This is a genomic window from Streptomyces sp. NPDC002868 (genome assembly GCF_055563295.1).
The window spans coordinates 525,669-548,549 of record NZ_JBVHDR010000001.1; the positions used below are offsets into that span (position 1 = coordinate 525,669).

At 69.3% G+C, this 22,881-nt stretch carries 22 protein-coding genes and 2 pseudogenes; 17 read left to right on the top strand and 7 right to left on the bottom strand.

What is annotated here, in order from left to right:
• Positions 1 to 76 precede the first annotated feature (76 nt).
• The 10 genes and pseudogenes from ACZ3H8_RS02460 (at position 77) to ACZ3H8_RS02505 (ending at position 8,790) form a co-directional block, all read left to right on the top strand.
• A complete protein-coding gene (locus ACZ3H8_RS02460; protein ID WP_467396470.1) occupies positions 77 to 943 on the top strand; it encodes a PhzF family phenazine biosynthesis protein in 867 nt (288 codons plus the stop codon).
• Between the two features lie 268 nt (positions 944 to 1,211).
• The gene (locus ACZ3H8_RS02465) at positions 1,212 to 3,833 is read left to right on the top strand and encodes an MXAN_6230/SCO0854 family RING domain-containing protein (RefSeq protein ID WP_467396472.1); all 2,622 of its coding nucleotides are present in this window, start codon (positions 1,212 to 1,214) and stop codon (positions 3,831 to 3,833) included.
• A 114-nt stretch (positions 3,834 to 3,947) separates the two neighbouring features.
• Positions 3,948 to 4,327, top strand: a pseudogene (locus tag ACZ3H8_RS02470) (transposase); the annotation flags it as partial.
• Positions 4,328 to 4,429: 102 nt separating this feature from the next.
• Positions 4,430 to 4,627: a hypothetical protein gene (locus ACZ3H8_RS02475; protein ID WP_467396474.1), complete on the top strand. Its 198-nt coding sequence runs from the start codon at positions 4,430 to 4,432 to the stop codon at positions 4,625 to 4,627.
• 135 nt (positions 4,628 to 4,762) lie between these two features.
• The gene (locus tag ACZ3H8_RS02480) at positions 4,763 to 5,050 is read left to right on the top strand and encodes a hypothetical protein (protein ID WP_467397906.1); all 288 of its coding nucleotides are present in this window, start codon (positions 4,763 to 4,765) and stop codon (positions 5,048 to 5,050) included.
• Entirely contained in the window at positions 5,041 to 5,319 is a 279-nt protein-coding gene (locus ACZ3H8_RS02485; RefSeq protein WP_467396476.1) for a hypothetical protein, read from the top strand. The genes ACZ3H8_RS02480 and ACZ3H8_RS02485 overlap by 10 nt, the downstream gene beginning before the upstream one ends.
• A gap of 537 nt (positions 5,320 to 5,856) precedes the next feature.
• A complete protein-coding gene (locus ACZ3H8_RS02490; RefSeq protein WP_467396478.1) occupies positions 5,857 to 6,462 on the top strand; it encodes a PadR family transcriptional regulator in 606 nt (201 codons plus the stop codon).
• Between the two features lie 43 nt (positions 6,463 to 6,505).
• Positions 6,506 to 7,471: a hypothetical protein gene (locus ACZ3H8_RS02495; protein ID WP_467397907.1), complete on the top strand. Its 966-nt coding sequence runs from the start codon at positions 6,506 to 6,508 to the stop codon at positions 7,469 to 7,471.
• 161 nt (positions 7,472 to 7,632) lie between these two features.
• Positions 7,633 to 7,743, top strand: coding sequence for a pentapeptide repeat-containing protein (locus ACZ3H8_RS02500; protein WP_467396480.1), 111 nt, complete (start codon positions 7,633 to 7,635; stop codon positions 7,741 to 7,743).
• 297 nt (positions 7,744 to 8,040) lie between these two features.
• Entirely contained in the window at positions 8,041 to 8,790 is a 750-nt protein-coding gene (locus tag ACZ3H8_RS02505; protein WP_467396483.1) for a class I SAM-dependent methyltransferase, read from the top strand.
• A 52-nt stretch (positions 8,791 to 8,842) separates the two neighbouring features.
• Here ACZ3H8_RS02505 and ACZ3H8_RS02510 read toward each other — a convergent pair.
• The 3 genes and pseudogenes from ACZ3H8_RS02510 to ACZ3H8_RS02520 form a co-directional block, all read right to left on the bottom strand.
• Positions 8,843 to 8,992, bottom strand: a pseudogene (locus ACZ3H8_RS02510) (IS5 family transposase); the annotation flags it as partial.
• A 480-nt stretch (positions 8,993 to 9,472) separates the two neighbouring features.
• Positions 9,473 to 9,679 (bottom strand): DUF397 domain-containing protein, encoded by a 207-nt coding sequence (locus ACZ3H8_RS02515; protein ID WP_467396485.1) that lies wholly within the window; start codon positions 9,677 to 9,679, stop codon positions 9,473 to 9,475.
• Positions 9,676 to 10,503 carry a helix-turn-helix domain-containing protein gene (locus tag ACZ3H8_RS02520; protein ID WP_467396487.1) on the bottom strand — a complete coding sequence of 276 codons (828 nt, stop codon included), beginning with the start codon at positions 10,501 to 10,503 and terminating at the stop codon, positions 9,676 to 9,678. The genes ACZ3H8_RS02515 and ACZ3H8_RS02520 overlap by 4 nt, the downstream gene beginning before the upstream one ends.
• Positions 10,504 to 10,713: 210 nt before the next feature.
• Here ACZ3H8_RS02520 and ACZ3H8_RS02525 point away from each other — a divergent pair, with 210 nt between their 5' ends.
• On the top strand, positions 10,714 to 11,145 hold the full coding sequence (locus ACZ3H8_RS02525) for an ATP-binding protein (RefSeq protein ID WP_467396489.1): 432 nt from the start codon (positions 10,714 to 10,716) through the stop codon (positions 11,143 to 11,145).
• A 284-nt stretch (positions 11,146 to 11,429) separates the two neighbouring features.
• Positions 11,430 to 12,617, top strand: coding sequence for a hypothetical protein (locus tag ACZ3H8_RS02530; RefSeq protein WP_467396491.1), 1,188 nt, complete (start codon positions 11,430 to 11,432; stop codon positions 12,615 to 12,617).
• A 242-nt stretch (positions 12,618 to 12,859) separates the two neighbouring features.
• Here the strand turns inward: ACZ3H8_RS02530 and aceB are convergent, their stop codons facing one another.
• On the bottom strand, positions 12,860 to 14,482 hold the full coding sequence (gene aceB, locus ACZ3H8_RS02535) for a malate synthase A (RefSeq protein WP_467396494.1): 1,623 nt from the start codon (positions 14,480 to 14,482) through the stop codon (positions 12,860 to 12,862).
• Positions 14,483 to 14,697: 215 nt separating this feature from the next.
• Positions 14,698 to 15,303 (bottom strand): nucleotidyltransferase family protein, encoded by a 606-nt coding sequence (locus tag ACZ3H8_RS02540; protein WP_467396496.1) that lies wholly within the window; start codon positions 15,301 to 15,303, stop codon positions 14,698 to 14,700.
• A 167-nt stretch (positions 15,304 to 15,470) separates the two neighbouring features.
• On the opposite strand from ACZ3H8_RS02540, the gene ACZ3H8_RS02545 reads away from it, so the two are divergent.
• Together ACZ3H8_RS02545 and ACZ3H8_RS02550 are read left to right on the top strand one after the other, a co-directional pair.
• Positions 15,471 to 17,369 carry a serine/threonine-protein kinase gene (locus ACZ3H8_RS02545; RefSeq protein WP_467396498.1) on the top strand — a complete coding sequence of 633 codons (1,899 nt, stop codon included), beginning with the start codon at positions 15,471 to 15,473 and terminating at the stop codon, positions 17,367 to 17,369.
• A 121-nt stretch (positions 17,370 to 17,490) separates the two neighbouring features.
• Complete coding sequence (locus tag ACZ3H8_RS02550; RefSeq protein ID WP_467396500.1) at positions 17,491 to 17,814, top strand: DUF5955 family protein; 324 nt, start codon at positions 17,491 to 17,493, stop codon at positions 17,812 to 17,814.
• Positions 17,815 to 17,898: 84 nt separating this feature from the next.
• Here ACZ3H8_RS02550 and ACZ3H8_RS02555 read toward each other — a convergent pair whose 3' ends face one another.
• Positions 17,899 to 18,321, bottom strand: coding sequence for a nuclear transport factor 2 family protein (locus ACZ3H8_RS02555; protein ID WP_467396502.1), 423 nt, complete (start codon positions 18,319 to 18,321; stop codon positions 17,899 to 17,901).
• Between the two features lie 91 nt (positions 18,322 to 18,412).
• On the opposite strand from ACZ3H8_RS02555, the gene ACZ3H8_RS02560 reads away from it, so the two are divergent.
• Positions 18,413 to 18,985, top strand: a complete 573-nt coding sequence (locus ACZ3H8_RS02560; RefSeq protein ID WP_467396504.1) for a TetR/AcrR family transcriptional regulator — start codon at positions 18,413 to 18,415, stop codon at positions 18,983 to 18,985.
• Between the two features lie 54 nt (positions 18,986 to 19,039).
• Here the strand turns inward: ACZ3H8_RS02560 and ACZ3H8_RS02565 are convergent, their stop codons facing one another.
• Positions 19,040 to 19,840 carry an IclR family transcriptional regulator gene (locus ACZ3H8_RS02565; protein WP_467396506.1) on the bottom strand — a complete coding sequence of 267 codons (801 nt, stop codon included), beginning with the start codon at positions 19,838 to 19,840 and terminating at the stop codon, positions 19,040 to 19,042.
• Between the two features lie 337 nt (positions 19,841 to 20,177).
• On the opposite strand from ACZ3H8_RS02565, the gene allB reads away from it, so the two are divergent.
• Both allB and alc read left to right on the top strand, forming a co-directional pair.
• Positions 20,178 to 21,521, top strand: coding sequence for an allantoinase AllB (gene allB, locus ACZ3H8_RS02570; protein WP_467396508.1), 1,344 nt, complete (start codon positions 20,178 to 20,180; stop codon positions 21,519 to 21,521).
• Positions 21,521 to 22,636 (top strand): allantoicase, encoded by a 1,116-nt coding sequence (gene alc / locus ACZ3H8_RS02575; RefSeq protein WP_467397909.1) that lies wholly within the window; start codon positions 21,521 to 21,523, stop codon positions 22,634 to 22,636. Before allB ends, alc begins: the two co-directional genes overlap by 1 nt.
• Positions 22,637 to 22,881: the final 245 nt, after the last annotated feature.

Sequence of the window (22,881 nt, forward strand, 5' to 3'; positions counted from 1 at the left end):
GCTGCCACGCGGCGGCACACCGCACCCCCTGACCCTGTTCGGGAACAAACCACATCGGTCCGTAGTTCCGCAGGTCATGACGACCAAGCACGAGGTCCTGCGCTACACCGCCTTCTCCGGCGACCCCGAGGGAGGCAACCCCGCCGGGGTCGTCCTCGATGCCTCAGGACTCGGCGACGCCGACATGCTCTACATCGCCGCCGACCTCGGGTACAGCGAGTCCGCCTTCCTGTCCGCGCCGCCCGCAGGGCTCGGCGGAGAGCCCGGACGGGCGTTCACCATCCGGTACTTCAGCCCCAAGGCGGAGGTGCCGTTCTGCGGCCACGCCACGGTTGCCACCGCAATTGCCCTCGGCGAGCGCATCGGGACCGGCGACCTGGTGTTCGCGACGCGTGCGGGGACGGTGCCGGTGACGGTGAGCGAAGAGGACGGGGTGCTGAGGGCCACACTCACCACGGTCGAGCCGCACAGCGAGGACATCGCGGAGGCCGACCTCGCCGAGGCGCTGGCCGCGCTCGCCTGGCCGGCCGCCGATCTGGATCCCGCGCTGCCGCCCCGTATCGCCTTCGCCGGCGCGCGGCATCTGGTGCTCGCGGCCGCGACCCGTGAGCGGCTGGCGGATCTGGCGTACGACTTCGAACGCCTCGAAGCCCTGATGCACCGCCTCGATCTGACCACGGTGCAGTTGGTATGGCGGGAGTCGGAGAGCGTCTTCCACGTGCGCGACCCGTTCCCGGTGGGCGGCGTGGTGGAGGACCCGGCGACGGGCGCGGCGGCTGGCGCGTTCGGCGCGTACGCCCGCGAACTGGACCTGGTCCCCGAGGCGGCGGTGCTCACCCTCCACCAGGGCGAGGACATGGGGCGTCCGGGGGTGCTGACCGTGGAGCTGCGCGAGGGCGACCCGCGGGTGCGGGTGACGGGGACGGGCACACGGATCCTCTGACGCGGGCCGGCCGCCCGCGGCGGGACCGCCGGCGCCGCGGGCCGTCCGGTTCCGAGCCATGCCAGGGCACCCGTGGTCACGGGAGGCTTTCGCGCAGGCGTCGACGCGCGCCCGGAAAACAGGATGAGCCCCAGGCCCGACGGCTGTTAGGTTCGCGGGGCGCGGGGCGGCTCCCGAGTGTGCTTCCTTCTCATTTCTTCTAATGAATCAGCGTGCTCACTTCCCGCCCCGCGCGACACCCGGTCATCCGGGAGGGGGAGAAAGAGACTTGTCCAGCACCACGGTCACCACCCGTACCGTCCCCCGCCCGCGCAGCCTCGCCGCCGTGCTTCTGTCGCGCCGCGGCGCCCTCTACCCGCCCGCTCCGGCAGCCGCCGCAATCCCGGCCGGCGGCGACGTAGCCCTGCTCGAAGCCGACCTCGTCGACCGCGGCTACCTGCTGGCACCGCCGCTGCGCGCCGCGTTCGCCGCACTCGACGCACCCACCCTCGGCGCGGTGGGCCGAGAACTGCTCGGCGACATCGACAGCGCCCTCGGCGCCGACCGCCCGCACGTGCCCCTGCTGCGCGGTTTCCCCGACAGCACACCGCATGACACATACGCGCACTACGTCGACCGCGTGCTCACCGTGCTGTTCCAGCGCCCCGAGCAGCCGTGCGTGCTCTGCGGCACGGTGGAATCCGTCGTGCCCGTCTCGCCGTGCGCCCACCTGGTGTGCGGCGCCTGCTTCGACGGCGCGGATTTCTCGGCGTGCCCCGTGTGCGAGCGCCGCATCGACCCGTCCGATCCGTTCCTGCGCCCCAAGCGCCCGCACCGACAGCTGTTCCGCCGTGCCGCGCCGCCCGATCGGCTGCGCCTGCTGTCGCACGGCGGTGACCTGACGGCTCGTCAGATCGACGCGGCCCGCGAACTGGACACCCTGCTCTCCCGCACGGGCGCCCTCAGCCCCCAGGACACCGATGACCTGGAAGCGCTGCTGGCTGCCAGGACCCGCGACGACCTCGACAGACTGCCGACCACCGTGCCGGGCCGGGAGGCGAAGGCCCGCCTCGTCGCCTGGCTGCTCGCCGACCCCGCGGCCCCGCCGACCACCCTTCCCGTCGTGGCCCGGCTCATCGACACCGCCACCGATGTGCTGCGCGTGCTCGCGGTCCGCTCCGGCGGAGACGCCGGACTCGTCGAGATCCCGCGTTTCGCCCCCGTGCCCCGGCCCCTGCGCCGCGCCCTGCTGTCCGTCCTCGACACACTCGACCCGGCACAGGCGGCCCAGGACATGCGGCGGCACCGGCGGGCCTGGATCCACGCGGCGGAACTCCTGCACCCCTTCGAGCACACGGACCGGTTCCCGCGCGCGGCGCTCGCCTTCGCCGCGCTGCGCGGCACCCGGCTCGGCGGCGACGCCTTGTCCGCAGCCCTGCGCACGGCCGCGGAGACCGTCGATCACATCGACGTCACCGGCCCGACCGTCACGGCGCACAGCTGGAGCGGCCAGGTCGAGGCCGCCCTCGCGGCCCGCGACATCGCCGAGGCGCTCACGCTGCTCGAACGGCGGCCGGGCGAACTCGTCCGCCGCCTCGACCACTTGCTGCGCCTGGTCGGCGAGGAGGACGAGGGCGGCGCCCGCGCCGTCGTCTCCGCGCTGGAGCGGGTGGTTCCGCGGGTGGCGCCGGCCGTCCTGCTGTCCGCTCTCGGGGCCATCCGCACCCGGACCCGGGAGCGCGTGGCACGGGTGTTCTTCCCCAAGGGCGCGGCGGCGAAGACCCATGTGATCGACGATGAGAGGCCGACGCTGCCCGCCGCCCTCGTGCGGACCGTGGTCGACGTGCTGACGGCGGAGATGCTGCGCCGGGCAGGGAACGCGGCATCCGTAGAGGTCGCGGTCGTCGACGCCGCGCTGGACGGTGTCGTCGCGCCGTTCACCGAACGGACCGCGTCCCGAGCCCTGGTGACCCTTCCGCGCGGCAGCGAACTCGCCGTACCGGACGGCAGGACGCTGCGCCTGTTCCTGCACTGGATGGAGAGCCCCACCTCGGGAAGGACCGACCTGGACCTGTCGGCCGCGATGTTCGACGCGGACTGGCGGCAGGTCGGGGTGTGCGACTACACCAGCCTGCGGTTCGCGAGCCAGGCCGCGGTCCACTCCGGAGACCTCCAGGACGCGCCGCCTCCGCTCGGCGCGAGCGAGTTCGTGGACCTCGACCTGGAGCGGCTCGGCGCAGCCGGGGTCCGATACGTCGTCGCGGTCGTCTACTCGTACAACAACGTCCCCTTCGGCGACCTGGCGGAAGCCTTCGCCGGGCTCATGCTGCGGGACCAACCCGGGAACCGGGGGCCGGTGTTCGACCCGCGCTCCGTCGAGCAGCGCTTCGACCTCACCGGGAGCAGCCGCGCCTGCGTCCCGCTGCTTATCGACGTGCAGGCGCGCACCATGCGCTGGCTCGACGTCATCAAGGGGGTCACCGGTACGCACCACGCCGTGTGGCGGCACGCGGACGCGCTGGCCACCCTCGCCCACCGGCTGACGGACCTGTTCGCCTCGGGCTCGCGCGTCGGCCTGGGCGAGCTGGCGGTGTGGCAGGCCGCGGCCCGGGCGGCCACGGTCGTCGTACGCCACACGGACGGTTCGCGGAGCGTGTACCGGCGGCGGGACGGCGAGGACGTGGCCGGCTTCGCCGCCCGGATCGGCTCGCCCGACACGGACGCTCCCGTGGAGAGCGGCGTCGACGGTGACGGGCCGTCGGCGGCACCGCGGCTGGCCTACCTGCTCCGAGGCGACCTGGAACAGCCCGACGGAAGCGAGGTGTTCGCCCTGTATCCGCTGGGCCAGGACGCTGCGCGGGTGCGCCTGCTCGCTGCCGCCGACATGGTCACGGCTCTCGCTCCTCGGTGACCCGCCGTCGGCGGCATCTGCGTCACAGCAGTATGCGGTCCGGGACCCACCGGAGAGACAGTCCACGTTCGGATGCCGGCAGCGCTTCGTCGGACGGCCAAGGAGGAAGAGCCAGTACGAAGGAAGAGGAGCATCGTGATCGACACGCTCGGCCTCCTGCTCGCCGTGCTGGTCACCGCCGCCGGCGTGCAGGATTCGGTCGCCGGCACCCGCTGCTCGACCAGGTCGCCGTCGGCCACCCCGGCATCCGTAAGGTCTGGGTCGGCGGTGGCTACCGCCAGCACCTCGTCGAGCACGCCGCCCGCCTGGGCATCGACATGGAAATCGTTGGGCGCACCCCACGGGCCAGGGGTTTCACCCCGATCCCGAAACGGTGGTCGGTGGAACGAACGCTCGGCTGGCTGATGTTCCACCGTCGCGTCAACGTCCTCTGGGCCCTCCTCCGCGATGGACGGTGCTACGAGCCCACGCCACCCATCGCTCTCGCGGCTTGACAGACGGCATTAGGAATCGGTGAGACAGGGTCCGGAACAGAGAAGAAGGAAGAAGGCAGCGCCTCCGGGCAAGAGACCGGAGGCGCTGCCTATGCCTCATCAATGTCGGTGTTCTGCCGTGAAGGGTTCGGAGGCGTCGAGTGCATCCGAACCCTTGGGTCACCGGCGGATGTTCACTGTCACCTTGGCACCGGCGACGGCACCGGCGGCGACGGCGGCAACCGTCGCAGCTTCGGCGTGGCCAGTGAGATGACATTCTCGCAGCAGGGTACGGAACAAGCCATTCCGCCTAAAGAGTGAAGACAAAACTGCAGGCAGGGGGGCGCATGACCGGGTTTCCCGGCGTGAAGCGGGTAATTGGGGGCCCGTTTCAGGGCGTAGAGTCGGCAAGCAAAGTCGCATTGGCAACTCAACCGCTCCGCAGCGGACCGGCTGATCGAGCAGCGCAACTGGTACCACCGGAGCGCCGAGACCTATTGCCGGGTCACCATGCTCTGGTCGGTCTCGATCGGATTGCTCACGCTGCTGGCCCTGTTCTTCGCGTTGCTGCGTACCTTCTCGCTCGCCGACTCCCTTGATGTGGCAGGGGTGTTGTCGGCCGCTGCGGCCGCCCGTCTGGCGTGGAGCGAGATCCGCCGCCATCAACCCTCATACGTCGAGCCCCCGTCCTTCATAAGGACGGGGGCTCGACTGCTGCCTGCTGCGCCGGTCGGGTGTCAGTAAACGCTGACTCCATAGGCGCTGAGCGCCTCGGTGTGGAGCCGGTGCGCTGGCTGCTGGAGCGGGTGAGCAACCCGTTCGTGGAGCGGCAGATCGCCCGGGAGGTCGGCCGCCAGTTGGCGGGCGGGATGGAGGCTGAGCGGCTGCGCCACCGGCTCACCGCCCGGCTCGCCGGCACGCTGGTCTCGGAGATCCGGGACCCGGGCCGCTGGCTGCTCGGGGTGGCGCTGCCGCGCTGGCGCTGCGGACACCTGACTGCGAGGCGGGGGTGATGTGGTCGAACCGGCCGCCGCTGCGACGTGTGCGCCGAAGTGGTCGCCGTCAAGTTCGGCGCGCGCCAGCGTGCCCAACAACAGGGGCTGTGCCCTGACCTTGGCAGCCGCCCCGGGCCGTCCGGAGCGTGCACCGACTGCGAGCGTCAGCGGGCGATGGGGGCGGCGCAGCTGCGGTTCCGGCTCCGAGGGAGCCGGAGGGCCCGCCGCGCGGCTCCTGCGGCGAGTGCGCGTGCCGCATCTTCCTGGTCGGCCCGGCGCTCGAGGACGGGCTGTGCATGGGCAGACCAACTCACGGACGCGGACCGGCGGGCGCTGTCCCCGCCCTTCTGGACATGGTGAACCCCTACGGCCGGTTCGAGCTCGAGGGCTGGGCCGGGCCGGGCCGGGCAAGGCTGCGGCCCCTACGCGAGTCCAGTCTCCGCGGGTCGCGACAAGGAAGAACGGGTCGCGACAAGGAAGAAGAGGAGTAGCGGAACAAGGCTGGCGTCCTGGGCCTGGAGCCCAATAGTCTATTTAGACTGGTAGGGTTCGACTATGCCACGTCGCACTCTCGACAACCCGATCGTTCTGGCAGTGCTGGGCCTCCTGCTTGAACAGTCCTCGCACCCGCACCAGATGCTTGCCGAACTGCGAAAACGCAGCGACAACCACGCGGCCGCGATCACGCGAGGCACGCTCTACAACACCGTTGCCGCCCTGACCGAAGCGGGATGGCTTGCCTCGCAAGGACAGCAGCGCTTGGGAAACCGTCCGGAGAGGACCGTCTACGCCCTCACGCAAGCGGGCCGCGACGAACTCGTACGACGGCTGGATTCCCAGATCCGCAATCCGGAGCGGGAGTTCTCACAGTTCTTGGGCGCAGTCACCTACCTCGGGGCCCTCGGGCCGAGCGGCGCGGTGGAGGCGTTGGCCGAGCGTGCCCGACGCCTCCAGCAGCGCACAGCCGCCGATGAGGGACGCCTCGCGGACGCCCTGGCGGTCGGCGTACCCCGCCTGCACGTCATCGAAGCTGAATACGCGTTGTGCCTCGCTCGCGCCGAGATGGCATGGATCGACTCGGTCATCGACGACCTCCGCACCGGCTCACTGGCGTGGCCGGCCGATGCGGCGACAACTTCCACACACCCCCTGGAACGCTGAACCGAGAGGAATCGAACGCGTGACGCTGACAGCGCATGACGGCATGCTCTTCGGGATCTACCCGGGCGGAGTCACCGGTGATGACACCGGGGGCCTGGCCAGCGGCCTGCCCGATGACCCGGCCCTCGTGTCGAGCGCACTCGACCGCCTCCAGGGCCGACCAGGCCGCCCATTCCTGGTACGCGCCTACATAGGCTTCGACGACGCCACCCTCCTCGGCGAGCCACACGCGACCGCGACGCCGGCCACCGCAGCCCAGTACGCCATCCGGGGGCGCCGACTGGACCTGGTGGCGCAATACCAGTCCACCTCCGGAGACGTCGACGGCTACTGCGACTTCCTGCGCGAGCTGGTTGAGCAGTACGGCGCGGTCACGAGCACGTTGCAAGTGACGGAAGAGCCCAACATCACGTCGAACCCGACGCTGGACGGCTACTACCCGGCGGTGCACGAGGCCATCGTCCGTGGGGTGTCCGTCGTCAAAGCGCGAGCACGCGAACTCGGACACACGCACCTACAGGTGGGATTCAACACCACTCCCCTCTTCGGGCCGGCTACCTCCTTCGTCACGCACCTGACCAACCGCGGCGGGGAAGACTTCATCACCGATCTGGACTACGTGGGCCTGGATTTCTTCCCCGACGTCTTCCAACCCGTTGCAGCATCCGACCTCGCGCACGCCGTTGAGGGGCTGCTACGTCATCACCGTGACTCGGTGCTGGCACCCGCCGACTTGGGGCACCTACCGCTGCACATCACCGAGCACGGTTGGCCTACCGGACCCGACCGGCCCCCGCAACGGCAGGCTGACGTCGTCGAGACCGTGGTAGGGGTGATCGCCGCCCAATCGAAGCAACTCCACCTGAGCGGTTACACACATTTCGCGCTGCGAGACGCCGCCAGCGCGAAGTCAGGACTGTTCCACCAATTCGGGCTCACCACCGATGACTACGTTCCCAAGCCCGCCTTCGACACCATGAAGATGCTCGTCGAGCGCTTCAGCGTCTGAAGGGAACGATGAATGGGGCTGGCTGCCCCCGGGATCACAGCCAGCCCCATTCTCACAAACGAGCCTTTCCCGGAGCAAGATCAAGAACGGTTCGCGACAGCTGCCCGGATTGCCGATTCACTGTCACAACTCGTTCCGACATGGAGCACGCCTTCTTGACCATGGCCAATCTGAATGGCGCCGATCTGCAACGGGCTCGCCTGGAGAACGCCGAACTGACCATGGCCCGCCTCGAGCACGCGAACATGACCGGAGCTACTGCAACATGGTGAGCACGCTGATGCGCGAGGCTGATCTGGAGGACGCGACCCTGTACAGGGCAGTTCTGAAGGATGCCTGAGCGAGTCTCAACTGGCGACCGCCCGTCGGTTGACCGTTGAGCAACTGGTGACAGCCGATATCTTCCGGGACACACATCTGCCGCCTGTTCTAAGAGCCGACCCCCGCGTCGAGGCACGGATCAGGGAAGTAGAAGGTGTGTGAACTGCGTTCATCACGCTGGTAAGAGCGATTGTCAATACCTGTGTACGAGCACCGCAGCGGTAGGTGGACATTCGTGACGCGGCATAATGTCCGCCGTGACGACTTACGACAGCATCGGTGCGACCTACGGCAGCACCCGACGACCGGATCCCCGGATCGCTGTCCAGATCCACACGGCGCTCGGCGATGCTGCCACGGTGATCAATGTAGGAGCTGGCACCGGCTCCTACGAACCGCCGCAAACGGTGCTGGCTGTTGAACCCAGTTCAGTGATGATCGCCCAACGTCCGGCCGGATCCGCGCCGGCCATGCAAGCATCCGCGGAGTCGATTCCTCTCGCCGACGACTCGGCCGACGCGGTGATGGCCCTCCTGACCGTGCACCACTGGACCGACCTGGAAGCCGGTATCGGGGAACTGCGTCGGATCGCCCGACGGCGCGTCGTCATCTTCAGCTGGGACCAGAGCGTCACCCGTGGGTTCTGGCTGCTGGATGAATACCTGCCTGAGGCGGCCGCGTTCGACGACACACGGGCCGTCGCGGTCGACCGGCTGATCGCACTGTTGGGAGGCGCCCGCATCGACACGGTCCCGATCCCGCATGACTGCACCGATGGATTCGGCGCCGCCTTCTGGCGCCGACCCGAGGCCTACCTCGATCCGGTGGTGCGGGCTGGCATGTCGATGCTCGCCCAGACCGGCGAGGAGGTCCTCCGTCCGGGTTTGGCCCGGCTGTCTGACGACCTGTCTTCCGGCCGCTGGCACGAACGCCATGCCGACCTGCTCGACCGCGAAACACTCGACGTCGGCTACCGGCTTCTCGTAGCCGACGTGTAGGAACAGGTGGGCGACCTGACTTCACTTTCAGAGCTCGTTTTCTCCCGGTGTTTCATCCCGTAGATAGCGTTTGGTCCCGTGATGCCGGGTGACGCCAGGAGATCGTGGCTTCGCCGGTGAGGCGGCCGGCCATCAGGTCGGTCATGGCGAGGTGGATCACGGCTTCGGAGAGGGCCGGGAGGGTCTCGTAGTCGCGTGCCAGACTGGGGCTCTTCTGCGTCGTACAGCAGTGAAGTGCAGCAACTGCGCCTGATCCGGTCCGCCCAGGTGCTTCCCAGCTTCCGAAGAGCCTTCCGTGCCCCCGCTCCTGCGCGTACCACCATGACTCGCTGCTGTCCGAACCCCCTGCCGGGGGTGAGGGCCAACAGGCTTGCGTCGCTGTCTACTTCGTGCCACGACCAGATGCATGGCGTGGCGCCGGCCGCGGCCGGCGCTCTGGTGACCCCGAAGGCGTGAGCCGGAGCGTGAGCGTCGATCCGGACCTGCTCGGGACGGTGCCCGCTCGGCCGCGCGCCCCGAGTGCGTGTCAGCGGAGGATAGGCACCCCACCTGGATCTGCCGATTACTCCGAGTTATCGCGCGGCCGGGCGACGAGAGCCGACTGAGCCTCACGTACAGGCGCGTACAAGAAGGCGCCCCGTCACCGGATCGCTTCCGGTGGCGGGGCCGTCGTTGTGTGGGCTCAGCCCTGCGCGGCGAACTCCACGAAGGCCGTCCAGCCCTCGGCAGCCACGCGCAGGGTTGGCCCTGCCTTGTCCTTTGAGTCGCGGACGTGGATGGTGCCGGGGCAGGCCGCGACCTCAACGCATTCGCCGCCCGATCCCGTGCTGTAAGTGCTCTTGAACCAGGCTGATTCGGGCACAGCCTGTGCGGGCTCTTCGACGTTCATGCCTCTCCCAGCAACTTCTCGACGAGGTCCAGCGATTCACGTGGAGTGAGCGCCTGCGCCCGGAGGATCCCGTACTGCTCCTCGATCTCCCGGACCGACGGCCGATCCGTGTAGAGGCGGCTGTCCTTGTACGCCTCCACGTACGCGATCCTCTGTCCTTCCCTCGTCTCGATCAAGGTGAAGGGGCCTTCGAGTCCAGCATGCTCCTCCCGCTCGATCGGCATCACTTGGATTTCGACGTTGCGACGATGTCTGTGCAGCAGGATCTGCTCCAGCTGGCCCCTCATCACGCTCCGACCACCCAAGGGGCGGCGCAGCATGAACTCCTCGATGACGAAGCTGATTGTGGGCATCGGCATGCGGGAGAAGATCTCCTGACGGGCCAGTCGTGCGGTGACCCGTTGACCGACGGTGTCCTCGTTGAGCAGTGGCCGCCACATCGTGAACACCGCCCGTGCGTATTCCTCTGTCTGCAGGAGCCCGGGCACGGCCTTCGTCGCGTACACGTGCAGTGCTACCGCTTGCGCCTCCAACCTCGCCGCATCCCGGAAGAACGCCGGGTACTGCGCCCGCGCCACCTCCTCCTTGCTCGCCCGCAGTAACCCGCCCGCGTCCAGCACCTCGTCCGCCTTGTCGATGAACCTCGGCGGTGGAATCCGGCGCCCCTGCTCGAACGAGGCGATCGTCGAAGCCGAGTACCCGGTCATCGACCCGAACTCCGGCCGCTCCAGCCCCGCCCGTACCCGGCACAGTTTCAACTGCTGCCCGAAGACGTGCAGGATGCCCGATCCCGCCTCGTACTCCGGCTGCTGCTGATCGTCCATGACCCCCGCACCTCCCGTACCGTCCCGCCCAGACATCCACGCATCACACATGCGCGGCCAACGCACCACCCCTGAGCCGGTCACGCTCCCCGCCGCGTACACCGCCGCCCCACGACGCGTACAGCCCGTGCCCGTCAGCGAGTCTCTCCTGGTCAACGCTACGCACGCACCGCCAGCGTTTTCCTCATGAACCGAGCAATTACCCCTCACGTGGCAGACCAGCAACCCTCCACCCCCGCCCACGAGTTCTCGATGCAGTTCACCTCCACACCACGCGGCGCCCGCCTCGCCCGCCGACTCGTCTCGCACCGGCTTCACGACTGGGGTTACCCGTACGACTCCGCCCCCAACGAGACGGTCACTCTCATCGCCGCCGAACTCACCGCGAACGCCGTACGCCACGGACACGTCCCCGGCCGGGACTTCCACCTCGGTCTCACTGCGACCGCCACCGCCCTCCGTATCGAGGTCGCCGACACCCGCACCGAGCGACACCCCGCCCCCGAGGCCGTCGAGACACAGCCACCCCTCGACGAAGAGTCGGGCCGCGGCCTGTACCTCGTCGCCCAGCTCGCCGACCGCTGGGCGTCACACCCCGTGTCGGCGCCCCCGGCAAGAACGTATGGGCGGAACTCGCATTGAATACCGCGTAATTCTCACCGACCACTCTCGCACCGGCCGTTACGCACCCGAGGCGCCGAGGGACCGTGCCCCCTGTGCCACGACTCGGGCGTGGCGGTCGGTGGGGTCAAGCCCGGCTCGATGGTCGACCTCATGTACCAGTGCTTCTCGAGTGCGTATGGGTGCGGGTCCACCCATGGATCCTCGTACGGGAGCCGGTGTGGGTGTCCGGAACGTGTCCGGGACTGTCCGGGACAACGTCGTACCGGGGGGAAGGGGGGATTCCGGACTTACGGTACTTCGCCATGGACACAACACGGAGAGCGATCCTGCGGGGAATGGCGGCGGCGCCGGTCGTGGCGGCGGCGGGCGGGCTACTGGTACCGGAGTCGGCGATGGCCGCTCAGGCGGAGTCCCCGCTCGCCCTGGAGTACGACCCGGCTGAGACCAGCGCCCATGTGCGGGGAATCCGGTGGCTCACACGGAGGTTCGGCAAGTACGACGCTGCGGAGATTTCGCTGGCGCGGGCGTGGGGGGTCACCAAGCTGAGCCCGGCCGAGGTTCCCTCGTGGCCGGCCCGCTCACCCAAACCCGCCTTCGCCTTCGGCTGGTCCCCGACCGACCTGGACGCCAACACGAAGGGCAAGTGGTATCCCCAAGGCGTGACGACCTATTACGACGCGGTGGGCCGCAATCGCAAGCGCATGATGGTCTCCTGGTACGACAAGTCATCGGCGGACAACGGCGCTCGCATAGCCGTCATCGACCGCAGCGGCAGCGATCCGCGGTACCACTACGTGGCGCTGGTGAAGGCCGTTAAGTCGGGCTCTGGGTACGCCGCCCAGCCGATCAGCGGACTGCACGCCGGAGGCCTGGCGTGGTACCGGAACCGGCTGTACGTCACGGACAGCAACAACGGCGCGCTCCTGGTGTTCAACACCGATGAGCTGTTCCGGTTCGGCGGCGCCACCCCGTACGCGATGCCTTTGAGCCGCACCTACCAAGCGGACGACGACTCGAAGGCCAGGCTCAAGTTCTCGCAGGTCTCGGTGGACCGCACCTCGCTCCAGGGGCCGTTCCGGCGAGCCACGCTCGTCGTGAACGAGTGGGTGCCGGACAAAAAACCCCAGCTTGTGGGCCGGTGGAGCTTCGCCTACGGCAGCGGGTCGCTGCTGGTGTCCGACCGCACGAGAGCTCAGTCATCGTCGGTCTACCGGGTCGAGCGGGGGAGCGGCCTGCCCGGCGGCACGGGAATTCAGGGAGCGGTCGCCATCGGCAACACGCTGTACCTTTCCGTCAGCGACGGGGCCAACGAGGGGTACTTCAGTGCCGCGGCGCTCAATCGCGAGGGCGTTGGGACAGCCGTGACGAAGTGGCGCGTACCACGTGGGCCGGAAGACCTGAGCTATGAGGACCGTCCCGGAAGGGGCGGGTGGGTGTGGGGGCTCGGCGAGTACGTGGGGAACCGCCATGTGTACGCGATGCCGGTGTGACAGGCTGTCTCTCAACCTCAGGCAGTGATCACAGGCCTCTTGTTGCAAGCCGGTGTGCTGCACTGGTAGTTGGTGGCACCCGAGCCGAGACGGGTGACTGCATCCGCCACTCGCCCGGAGGAGCACTGCTCATTGAGGACGTCCTTGCCGTCCGCGCGAGAGGCGCGGCGTGCGCAGTTCGCGGCAGCACGACGCCCCCGGTGCTGTGCGGTACCGGGGGCGGTGCGAGTGAACCAGCTTGGTCAGCCGCGCAGTTGCTCGTACGCCGACAGCGTCAGAAAGTCCTCGTAGTTCTCGTCCAGCGCCACCTTCAGCAGCAGGTCGTGCGCCTGCTGCCAGTTGCCCGCCGTGAAGGCCTCCTCGCCGATCTCCTCGCGGATCGCGGCCAGTTCCTCCGCCGCGACCTTGCGAGCCAGGTCCGCGGTGGCCGGCTCGCCGTTCTCGAAGACGACGCCCGCGTTGATCCACTGCCAGATCTGGGAGCGGGAGATCTCCGCGGTGGCGGCGTCTTCCATCAGGTTGAAGATCGCGACCGCGCCCAGCCCGCGCAGCCACGCCTCGATGTAGCGGATGCCGACCTGGACGGCATTGCGCAGGCCCTCGTACGTCGGCTTGGCGTGGAGTGAGTCGATGGCGATGAGGTCGCCGGCCGCCACCGAGACGTCCTCGCGCAGGCGGTCCTTCTGGTTGGGCTTGGAGCCCAGCACCGCGTCGAAGGAGGCCATCGCGATCGGTACCAGGTCCGGGTGGGCGACCCAGGAGCCGTCGAAGCCGTCGCCCGCCTCGCGGTCCTTGTCGGCCTTGACCTTTTCGAAGGCGACCTTGTTGACCTCGGCGTCGCGCCGGGACGGGATGAAGGCGGCCATGCCGCCGATGGCGTGGGCGCCGCGCTTGTGGCACGTGCGGACGAGGAGTTCGGTGTACGCGCGCATGAAGGGGGCTGTCATCGTCACCGCGTTGCGGTCCGGGAGCACGAACTTCTCGCCGCCGTCACGGAAGTTCTTGACGATCGAGAAGAGGTAGTCCCAGCGGCCCGCGTTGAGGCCGGCCGCATGGTCGCGGAGCTCGTAGAGGATCTCCTCCATCTCGTACGCAGCGGTGATCGTCTCGATCAGGACGGTCGCGCGGACGGTGCCCTGCGGGATGCCGACGTAGTCCTGGGCAAAGACGAAGACCTCGTTCCAGAGGCGGGCCTCCAGGTGCGACTCCGTCTTCGGGAGGTAGAAGTACGGGCCCTTGCCGAGGTCGATCAGGCGCTTGGCGTTGTGGAAGAAGTACAGGCCGAAGTCGACCAGCGCGCCCGGGACCGGGCGGCCGTCGAACTGGAGGTGGCGCTCCTCGAGGTGCCAGCCGCGCGGGCGCATCACGACGGTCGCGAGTTCCTCGTTCGGCCCCAGGGCGTACGACTTCCCGGACTTCGGATCGGTGAAGTCGATCTTCCGCTCGTAGGCGTCGATCAGATTGAGCTGGCCGAGGACGACGTTCTCCCACGTGGGAGCGGACGCGTCCTCAAAGTCTGCGAGCCAGACCTTCGCGCCGGAGTTCAGCGCGTTGATGGTCATCTTGCGGTCGGTCGGACCGGTGATCTCCACCCGGCGGTCGTTGAGTGCCGCGGGGGCCGGGGCGACCTTCCAGGAGTCGTCCGCACGGATGGCGGCGGTCTCCGGGAGGAAGTCCAGTGAGGAGGTACGGGCGATCTCGGCGCGGCGCTCGGAGCGACGGGCGAGAAGCTCGTCGCGCCGCGGCGTGAACCGCTGGTGCAGCTCAGCCACGAAGGCGAGGGCCGCGCCGGTGAGGACCTCTTCCTGCCGGGGCAGGGGCTCGGCTTCGACGATGGCCAGCGGGGACGGCGCTGGTGCGGACATGAGCTGTCACTTCCTTCAGCGGGCGGTGCCTGGCGGCCGCCGGGCGTACAGATGCGGCACTCGGTGCCGCATGACCGAGGTACGGTCGCGGGCGCCGTCCGGGGGTCGGGCGCTTCTGACCAGTGGATAGTAGTTTCCTCATGGTGGAAGTTCAATGGTTTGTTGATATCGAGATTCTCTGAGTCGACAGACCATGGCGCTGAGTGCCACGCCGTTCACTCAAGGTGCGTCAGATCCTCTGCCGTGTCGATGTCGTACGCCTCTGCGATGTCGCCGCACTCGATCAGCGCGAGCGAGGACTCGTGCGCCTTCAGATACGCGCGCGCGCCGCGGTCGCCGACCGCGCTCGCCGCGATGTTCTTCCAGTGGTGCGCGCCGAAGAGGACCGGATGGCCGCGCTCTCCTTCGTACGCCGCGGCCGCGAGCGAATCCCGGGAGCGGTACGCGGCGCGGATGCGGGCCACCGCCGCCGCGCCGATCCCCGGCTGGTCCACGAGAGAGACGAGCGCCGCGTCCGCCTCCGTGGCGCCGAGCGACTCCAGGCCCGCTCGCAGCGAGGAGCCCATGCCCTCCTCCCACTCCGGGTTGTCGACCAGCACGCAACCGGAGAGGTCGGCCTCCTTCCGTACGCGATCGGCTGCCGCGCCCAGCACCACATGCACGGGTCCGCAGCCGCCCTCGCGCAGCACGCGCACCGCGTGCTCGACCAGCGGCCGGCCCCGGTGGTGGAGCAGCGCCTTCGGGCGCCCGCCGAGCCGTCGCCCGCCGCCCGCCGCGAGCAGCAGTCCGGCGACGATCGGTTCCTTCGGTGGTTGTGCCATAAGGACTCCTTACCTCATAAGCGGTCGAATTGCCGAGCCGGTGGCGGTCCGTCGGCAAGGGCTTGCAACCGCCCGGGTCACGCCACTCGTCCGACGTGGAGAGCAGGGCGTGCGCTTGGATAAGGTGCACCTCTGATACTGAAGTTGGCCATGGGGGACAAGAGTTGATGAGTGGGCGTGCGCACGACGGAGCGGTCTTCCAGCCGCTGGGCGAAGAAGATCCGCAGAATGTCGCCGGATACCGGCTGGCCGCTCGGCTCGGCGCCGGTGGCATGGGCAAGGTGTACCTGTCGTACACGCCCGGCGGCCGCCCGGTCGCCATCAAGGTGATCAGGCCCGACTTCGCCCAAGACGCCGAATTCCGCCGCCGCTTCGCGCAGGAGGTGCAGGCCGCACAGCGCGTGCAGGGCCTGTACACCGCGCCGGTCATTGACGCCGATCCCGAGGCCAAGCAGCCCTGGCTCGCCACGGCCTACGTCCCCGGGCCCTCCCTCGCCGACGCCGTCATCCAGCACGGCAAGCTGCCGGTGGAGACCGTGCTGCTGCTGGTCGCCGGGATCGCCGAGGCGCTGCACGTCATCCACGGCGCGGGCATCGTCCACCGTGACCTCAAACCGGCCAACGTCCTGCTCGCCTCGGACGGGCCGCGCGTCATCGACTTCGGTATCGCCCGGGCCGCCGACGCGACTTCGCTCACCAGCAGCGGCGTCACCATCGGCACCCCTTCCTTCATGGCCCCGGAGCAGGCGGCCGGCAGCCAGGTCACCCCGGCCACCGACATCTTCGCGCTCGGCCAGATCGCGGCGTACGCGGCGACCGGCAAGGCGGCCTTCGGTGAAGGCACTTCGCACGGCGTGCTCTACCGGATCGTGCATGAGGAGCCCGACCTCACCGAACTGCCCGAGCAGCTGAGCGAGTTGGTGACCCGCTGCCTGGCGAAGGACCCCGAGGCCCGGCCTTCGGTCGCCGACCTCCTCGCCATCTGCCAGTCCGCCAATGCGGAAACGGTGCTGCGCCGGCCCGAGGAGTGGCTGCCGGGCGCCGTTGCCGCCGAGATCACCACGCGCACGGCGGCGCCCGCGCCGCCGGTGACCCCGCCCGCCGGGCAGGCCCCGGCGCCGGTGCAGCCGCCGGCCCACCCGCCGACGCAGGCCGCTGCTCAGACTCCCGTCCAGCAGCCGCCCCACTACGCGCCCACCCAGACCGCCGGCCAGGCCCAGATGCAGTCGCCCGCTCCGGTTCCGCCGCCCACGACGGCGTCCGCCCCGGCGACCCCGCCGCCCGGTTTCGGCCCGCCGGCCCAGTCGCCGACCTACGGTTACCCGCATGCGCATGCCACCCCGCACGCGCAGACGGCACCCCAGTACGTCCGGCCCCCGCAGCCGTACCAACCGCAGCCGTACCAAACGGTCTCCGGGCCCCTCGCACCCGCCGCGCCGAAGAAGAAGGGCAGCACCCTCGCCATCGCCGTCGTCGCCACCCTGGTGATCGGTGCGCTGGCCGGCGGCGGCGTGTACCTCGCCCTGTCGGGCAAGGACAAGGACAACCAGTCGCAGGGCCAGGGCAAGGCCGACGGCTCGCCGGACACGAGCGGGGACGGTACGCAGGACCCCGGCACCCCGGGCGGCGACCAGTCCTCCAAGCCCGCCGAACCGGTCGCGGACCCGACGCCCAAGACGTACAACGGCCTGAACGTGACGGACGACTACGGCATCAGCCTCGGCGACGAGCCGGTCAAGCCGATTGAGGGTGACAGCGCCAACACCATCGACTTCGAGCACGAGTACTACCTCGGCTCGATCGATGCCAAGAACGCGAAGCTGGTCCTGCTGCGCACCGGCCAGAGCGCCGACCTGGCGACCTGCCGGAGCGAGACCCGGTTCGCCACTACGCTCAAGGTCGAGAACCTGTCGAAGGGCGCGAAGTTCTGTGTGCTGAGTGAGACGGGGAACGTGGGCCTGGTGACCTATCAGGGGAGGTCACCCGAAGGGGATCCCAGCCACTACATCACCGTTGATGTCACGGTCTGGCGCGGTGCGATCGACTCCGTACAGCCGTCGTCCTGAATTACGTCCACGGAGTGGCGCCTGCCGCATCGGATGGCGTTAACTTGCCCGCGACCCCGGGCGGCTGACCGACGACCGACGGGTTTTCGAGCTGGCACAAAGGTGTGCGAGGGGGAGAGCTTTGTTGCGGAGCGTGGGGCAGACGCGGGTGACAGGGAGCGGCGAGGACCCTAGGGCGACGGAGCTGCGCGCTGCCGTCTCCCGGCTCCGCCGCGAACTCGCCGGTCACCCGGCGGAGTTCCCCGACCGGGGCATCGCGGAGGACGAACTGGCCGTGCTGGCGGCGATGGTGGCGGGCGGCAACCCCGAAATCCCGCGGATGCGCCGCTCGTTGCTGCTGATCGCGGGCGCGATCGGCTCGGTGAGCGCGCTCGGGCCCGCACTGATGGTGCTGCGAAACGCGGTGGACCTCTTCGGCGAGGTGCCGCCGCAGCGCCGGGTCTGACTGCCGGGTGACGGGCCGCCAGTCCGGCGGCCCGTTCGTCCTCAATGTCCCCCAGGCTTCGTCCGGGGGGACCCCCAACGGGCTTTATTTTTGTGCGATGCGCCGTTCGTCCGCGGCGATGGGGAAGTCGTTGATGCTCGCGTACCGGCGTCGCATCAGTCCGTTCTCGTCGAACTCCCAGTTCTCGTTGCCGTAACTGCGGAACCACCTGTCCTCATCGTTGTGCCACTCGTATTCGAAGCGGACGGCGATGCGGTTGTCGGTGAAGGCCCACAGTTCCTTGCGCAGACGGTAGTCCAGCTCGTACCGCCACTTCTCACGCAGGAACTCCACGATTTCCGCGCGCCCACAGAGGAACACGTCGCGGTTGCGCCACTCGGAGTCCTCGGTGTAGCCGAGGGCGACCCGCTCGGGGTCCCGGCTGTTCCAGGCGTCCTCTGCCGCCCTGACTTTCTGTAGCGCGGTCTCGGCGGTGAAGGGCGGGAAGGGCGGCCTCGTGGCGGTCATGACTCTCCCATCGACAACGGGAGAACGTGCGTTCTCCCCGGTGTGCAGTAGCGTAGGAGAACGGTGATTCTCACGCAAGGCGAGGGTTGGAATGGAAGCCGCAGCACTGGAGGTCCGCGTCCTCGACGCAGCCGAGTCGCTCCTCTACGGGCGGGGACTGCAGACGGTCGGCATGGACGAGATCCGGAACGAGTCGGGGGTGTCACTCAAGCGCCTCTACCAGCTCTTCCCCTCCAAGGAGCGCCTGGTGGAGGCCTATCTGCGCCGCCGCGACGCGCGCTGGCGGGCATCGCTGGCGAGCTATGTCGACGCCCGGCCCGCCGAGGAGAACAAGATCCTTGCGGTCTTCGACTGGCTGGAGTCGTGGTTCGAGGAGCCCGGCTTCCGTGGCTGTGCGTTCGTCAACTCCTTCGGGGAGCTGGGGGCCACATCGGAAGGGGTCGCGACCGCGGCCCGCGATCACGTCGATGCGCTGCGGCGGTATCTGGCGGGCCTGGTGGCTTCGGCGGGCCACTCCGCCGGGCTGGCGGAGCCGCTCCTGCTGCTCGTGGAAGGTGCGACGGTGACGGCCGCGATCTCCGGGAACAGTGCGACGGCGGGGCGGGCCCGGGAGGCGGCGCGCACGCTGCTGGAAGCGGATCGCTCGCAGGGCGCCCCGCTCTGAACGCACTCGCGCCGGCGACCTCGGGTCGCCGGCGCGGTCTGCTGTTCTGAGGCGTCAGCCCTGAGCGGACGTGCTCGCCAGCGCCGCCGAGAGGTCCTGGGCGACCTCCTGGAGGATCGGGACGATCTTCTCGGTGGCTGCCTCGGTGACCCGGCCCGCCGGGCCGGAGATCGAAACCGCCGCTGCCGTGGGGGAGTTGGGCACCGAGACGGCGAGGCAGCGAACCCCGATCTCCTGCTCGTTGTCGTCCACCGCGTAGCCGGTGCGCCGCACCTGTTCGAGCGCATCGAGGAAGCCCTCGGGCGTCGTGATCGTCTTTTCGGTGGCGGCGGGCATGCCGGTCCTGGCGAGCAGCGCCCGCACCTCGTCCGGCGGGGTGTGTGCGAGCAGCGCCTTGCCCACGCCCGTGGAGTGCGGCAGCACCCGCCGGCCGACCTCGGTGAACATCCGCATGGAGTGCTTGGACGGCACCTGCGCGACGTACACGATCTCGTCGCCGTCGAGCAGCGCCATGTTCGCCGTCTCGCCGGTCTCCTCGACCAGCCGGGCGAGGTAGGGCCGGGCCCAGGTGCCGAGCAGCCGGGACGCGGACTCGCCCAGGCGGATCAGCCGGGGGCCGAGCGCATAGCGGCGATTGGGTTGCTGGCGTACGTAACCGCAGGCCACGAGCGTGCGCATCAGCCGGTGGATCGTGGGCAGCGGCAGGCCGCTGCTGGCGGAGAGCTCGCTCAGCCCGACCTCGCCACCGGCGTCGGCCATTCTTTCGAGCAGGTCGAAGGCGCGCTCCAGGGACTGCACGCCACCGCTGGGAGCGGTCTTGGCGGCGTCGGTGGCGTTGGCGCTGGACGTCGGCACGTGGGCGGGTCCTTTCGGGCAGGCAGGCAAGTCAGCAGCCTACCGGGCGGCTGCGGGCGGCACATCGCTCCCGTCAAAGGCGTCTTTGCCGGTCAGGGGGCGTTTGTCCGTGTGCCGGCGGTCACCTTCGACGGTCTCTCGACGGCGTCCTTGTCCAAAGCTACCTTCTGCCTCACGAAATTCCAGTTTCACTTTGTGGAAATATCCAAGCGGGATCATCAGGGGTGGCCGCCCGGGAGGGGGCTTGACGGGCCGGACTCCGGAGTGAAGACTTCTTCAACAGTTCGTTGAATTTTGCTGTGTGAATCCGTGTACGGAACGGAAGTGAGGGGCACGGGTGTCCGATGTGGACGTGAACCTGGTACTGCGCTCGACGCGCGTGATCACTCCGGAGGGGACGCGCGCCGCATCCGTCGCCGTCGCCGCCGGGAAGATCACGGCGGTGCTGCCGTACGACGCCGAGGTGCCGGCCGGTGCCCGGCTCGAGGACTTCGGGGACGATGTCGTACTCCCCGGACTCGTCGACACTCATGTCCATGTGAACGACCCCGGTCGCACCGAGTGGGAGGGCTTTTGGACCGCCACCCGCGCGGCCGCGGCCGGGGGCATCACCACTCTGCTCGACATGCCCCTCAACTCCCTCCCGCCGACCACCACGGTCGGCAACCTCCGTACCAAACAGGACGTGGCGCGGCCCAAGGCGCACGTCGACACCGGCTTCTGGGGCGGCGCGATCCCGTCCAATGTGAAGGACCTTCGGCCGTTGTACGACGCCGGAGTCTTCGGCTTCAAGTGCTTCCTCTCGCCGTCCGGCGTCGAGGAGTTCCCCGAGCTCGACCAGGACCAACTGGCCCGGTCTATGGCCGAGATCGCCGGCTTCGGCGGACTGCTGATCGTGCACGCCGAGGACCCGCACCACCTGGCCGCGGCGCCCCAGGAGTCAGGACCGAAGTACGCCGACTTCCTCGCGTCCCGGCCGCGCGATGCCGAGAACACCGCGATCGAAGGTCTGATCGCGCACGCCAGGCGCCGGGGCGCCCGTGTGCACGTACTGCATCTGTCCTCCTCCGACGCGCTGCCGCTGATCGCGGCCGCCAAGCGCGAGGGCGTCGAGATCACTGTTGAGTCCTGTCCGCATTTCCTCACCCTCACGGCCGAGGAAGTCCCGGACGGGGCAACGGAGTTCAAGTGCTGCCCGCCGATCCGCGAGGCCGAGAACCAGGACGCCCTCTGGGAAGGCCTCGCCGACGGCACAATCGACTGCATCGTCTCCGACCACTCGCCCTGCACCACCGACCTGAAAACCCCCGACTTCGCCTCCGCCTGGGGCGGCATCTCCTCCCTCCAGCTGGGCCTGCCCGCGATCTGGACCGAGGCCCGCAAGCGCGGCCGCACCCTCGAAGACGTCGTCCGCTGGATGTCCGCGGCCCCCGCGCAGCTCGCCGGACTGGACCAGAAGGGCGCCATCGAAGCCGGCCGCGACGCCGACTTCGCGGTCCTCGCGCCCGACGAGACCTTCACCGTCGACCCGGCCGAACTCCACCACCGCAACCAGGTGACGGCGTATGCGGGCAAGACCCTGCACGGAGTCGTCAGGTCGACGTGGCTGCGCGGCGAACGCATCGTGGAGAACGGCACCCTGGCCGAGCCGACCGGCCGGCTGCTCGAAAGGAACAACTGATCGTGTCCATCCCTTCCTTCACCGGTGACGCCAGCCCGTTCGGCGGCGGCGACCCGTACGCCGACTACCGCACGGCCGACTTTCCGTTCGTCCACTACGCCGACCTCGCCGACCGGCGGCTCGGCGCGGGCGTCATCGCCGCCAACGACGAGTTCTTCGCCGAGCGCGAGAACATGCTGAAGCCCGAGGCCGCGGAGTTCGACCCGGAGCACTTCGGCCACAAGGGCAAGATCATGGACGGCTGGGAGACCCGCCGGCGCCGCGGTGTGAGCGCCGCGCAGCCGCACCCGACCGAGGACGACCACGACTGGGCGCTTGTACGGCTCGGCGCGCCCGGTGTCGTACGCGGCATCGTCGTCGACACCGCGCACTTCCGCGGCAACTACCCGCAGGCGGTGTCGGTCGAGGCGGCATCGGTGCCGGGGTCCCCGTCGCCCGAGGACCTGCTCGGCGGCGACGTGAAGTGGACGACGCTCGTCCCCCGTACGGCCATCGGCGGCCACGCGGCGAACGGCTTCGCGGTCGACGCCGCGCAGCGCTTCACGCATCTGCGCGTCAACCAGCACCCCGACGGCGGCATCGCCCGCCTGCGGGTCTACGGCGAGGTCGCGCCCGACCCGGCGTGGCTCGCCGCCCTCGGCACTTTCGACCTCGTCGCGCTGGAGAACGGCGGCCAGGTCGAGGACGCCTCCGACCGCTTCTACTCCCCGGCCACCAACACCATCCAGCCGGGCCGCTCCCGCAAGATGGACGACGGCTGGGAGACCCGCCGCCGCCGCGACAAGGGCAACGACTGGATCCGCTACCAGTTGGTGGAGCAGTCCGAGATCCGCGCGGTGGAGATCGATACGGCGTATCTGAAGGGCAACAGCGCGGGGTGGGCGGCGGTTTCGCTCCGCGATGGTGAGAAGGGGGAGTGGGCGGAGCTTCTGCCGCGGACGCGTCTGCAGCCGGACACGAATCATCGCTTTGTGCTGGGCGCGGTGGCGGTGGGGACGCATGTCAGGGTGGACATCTATCCGGATGGTGGCATTTCGCGGCTGCGGGTCTTTGGTTCTCTGACGGAGGAGGGGGCGGGTCGCCTGGCGGCGCGTCACCAGGAGCTGGGCGGCTGACCCGGGGGGTGCTTTCCCCCACCCCGCCCGTTTCCCTGAACTGGGGCTCCGCCCCGGACCCGGCGCCTCAATCGCCGGCGGGGCTGGATTTGGGGCTCTGTCCCGGACCTCGCGCCTCAATCGCCGGCGGGGCTGGATTTTCGCCCGGGCGGACTTGAGTTTCCGCCGGTCGGCCTGATACTTCAGGCCGACCCGCGGCAAAAAAAAACCCGGCGGCGGTTTTTGTAAAAACCCCGAGGGGGTCA

Excerpts from the sequence above, each read along its gene's own strand:
- ACZ3H8_RS02460 (WP_467396470.1), top strand. The coding sequence starts at position 77 with ATGACGACCAAGCACGAGGTCCTGCGCTACACCGCCTTCTCCGGCGAC.
- ACZ3H8_RS02475 (WP_467396474.1), top strand. The coding sequence starts at position 4,430 with ATGTCGGTGTTCTGCCGTGAAGGGTTCGGAGGCGTCGAGTGCATCCGA.
- ACZ3H8_RS02490 (WP_467396478.1), top strand. The coding sequence starts at position 5,857 with ATGCCACGTCGCACTCTCGACAACCCGATCGTTCTGGCAGTGCTGGGC.
- ACZ3H8_RS02495 (WP_467397907.1), top strand. The coding sequence starts at position 6,506 with ATGCTCTTCGGGATCTACCCGGGCGGAGTCACCGGTGATGACACCGGG.
- ACZ3H8_RS02500 (WP_467396480.1), top strand. The coding sequence starts at position 7,633 with ATGGCCAATCTGAATGGCGCCGATCTGCAACGGGCTCGCCTGGAGAAC.
- ACZ3H8_RS02505 (WP_467396483.1), top strand. The coding sequence starts at position 8,041 with ATGTCCGCCGTGACGACTTACGACAGCATCGGTGCGACCTACGGCAGC.
- ACZ3H8_RS02515 (WP_467396485.1), bottom strand. The coding sequence starts at position 9,679 with ATGAACGTCGAAGAGCCCGCACAGGCTGTGCCCGAATCAGCCTGGTTC.
- ACZ3H8_RS02520 (WP_467396487.1), bottom strand. The coding sequence starts at position 10,503 with ATGGACGATCAGCAGCAGCCGGAGTACGAGGCGGGATCGGGCATCCTG.
- ACZ3H8_RS02530 (WP_467396491.1), top strand. The coding sequence starts at position 11,430 with ATGGACACAACACGGAGAGCGATCCTGCGGGGAATGGCGGCGGCGCCG.
- aceB (WP_467396494.1), bottom strand. The coding sequence starts at position 14,482 with ATGTCCGCACCAGCGCCGTCCCCGCTGGCCATCGTCGAAGCCGAGCCC.
- ACZ3H8_RS02540 (WP_467396496.1), bottom strand. The coding sequence starts at position 15,303 with ATGGCACAACCACCGAAGGAACCGATCGTCGCCGGACTGCTGCTCGCG.
- ACZ3H8_RS02545 (WP_467396498.1), top strand. The coding sequence starts at position 15,471 with ATGAGTGGGCGTGCGCACGACGGAGCGGTCTTCCAGCCGCTGGGCGAA.
- ACZ3H8_RS02555 (WP_467396502.1), bottom strand. The coding sequence starts at position 18,321 with ATGACCGCCACGAGGCCGCCCTTCCCGCCCTTCACCGCCGAGACCGCG.
- ACZ3H8_RS02560 (WP_467396504.1), top strand. The coding sequence starts at position 18,413 with ATGGAAGCCGCAGCACTGGAGGTCCGCGTCCTCGACGCAGCCGAGTCG.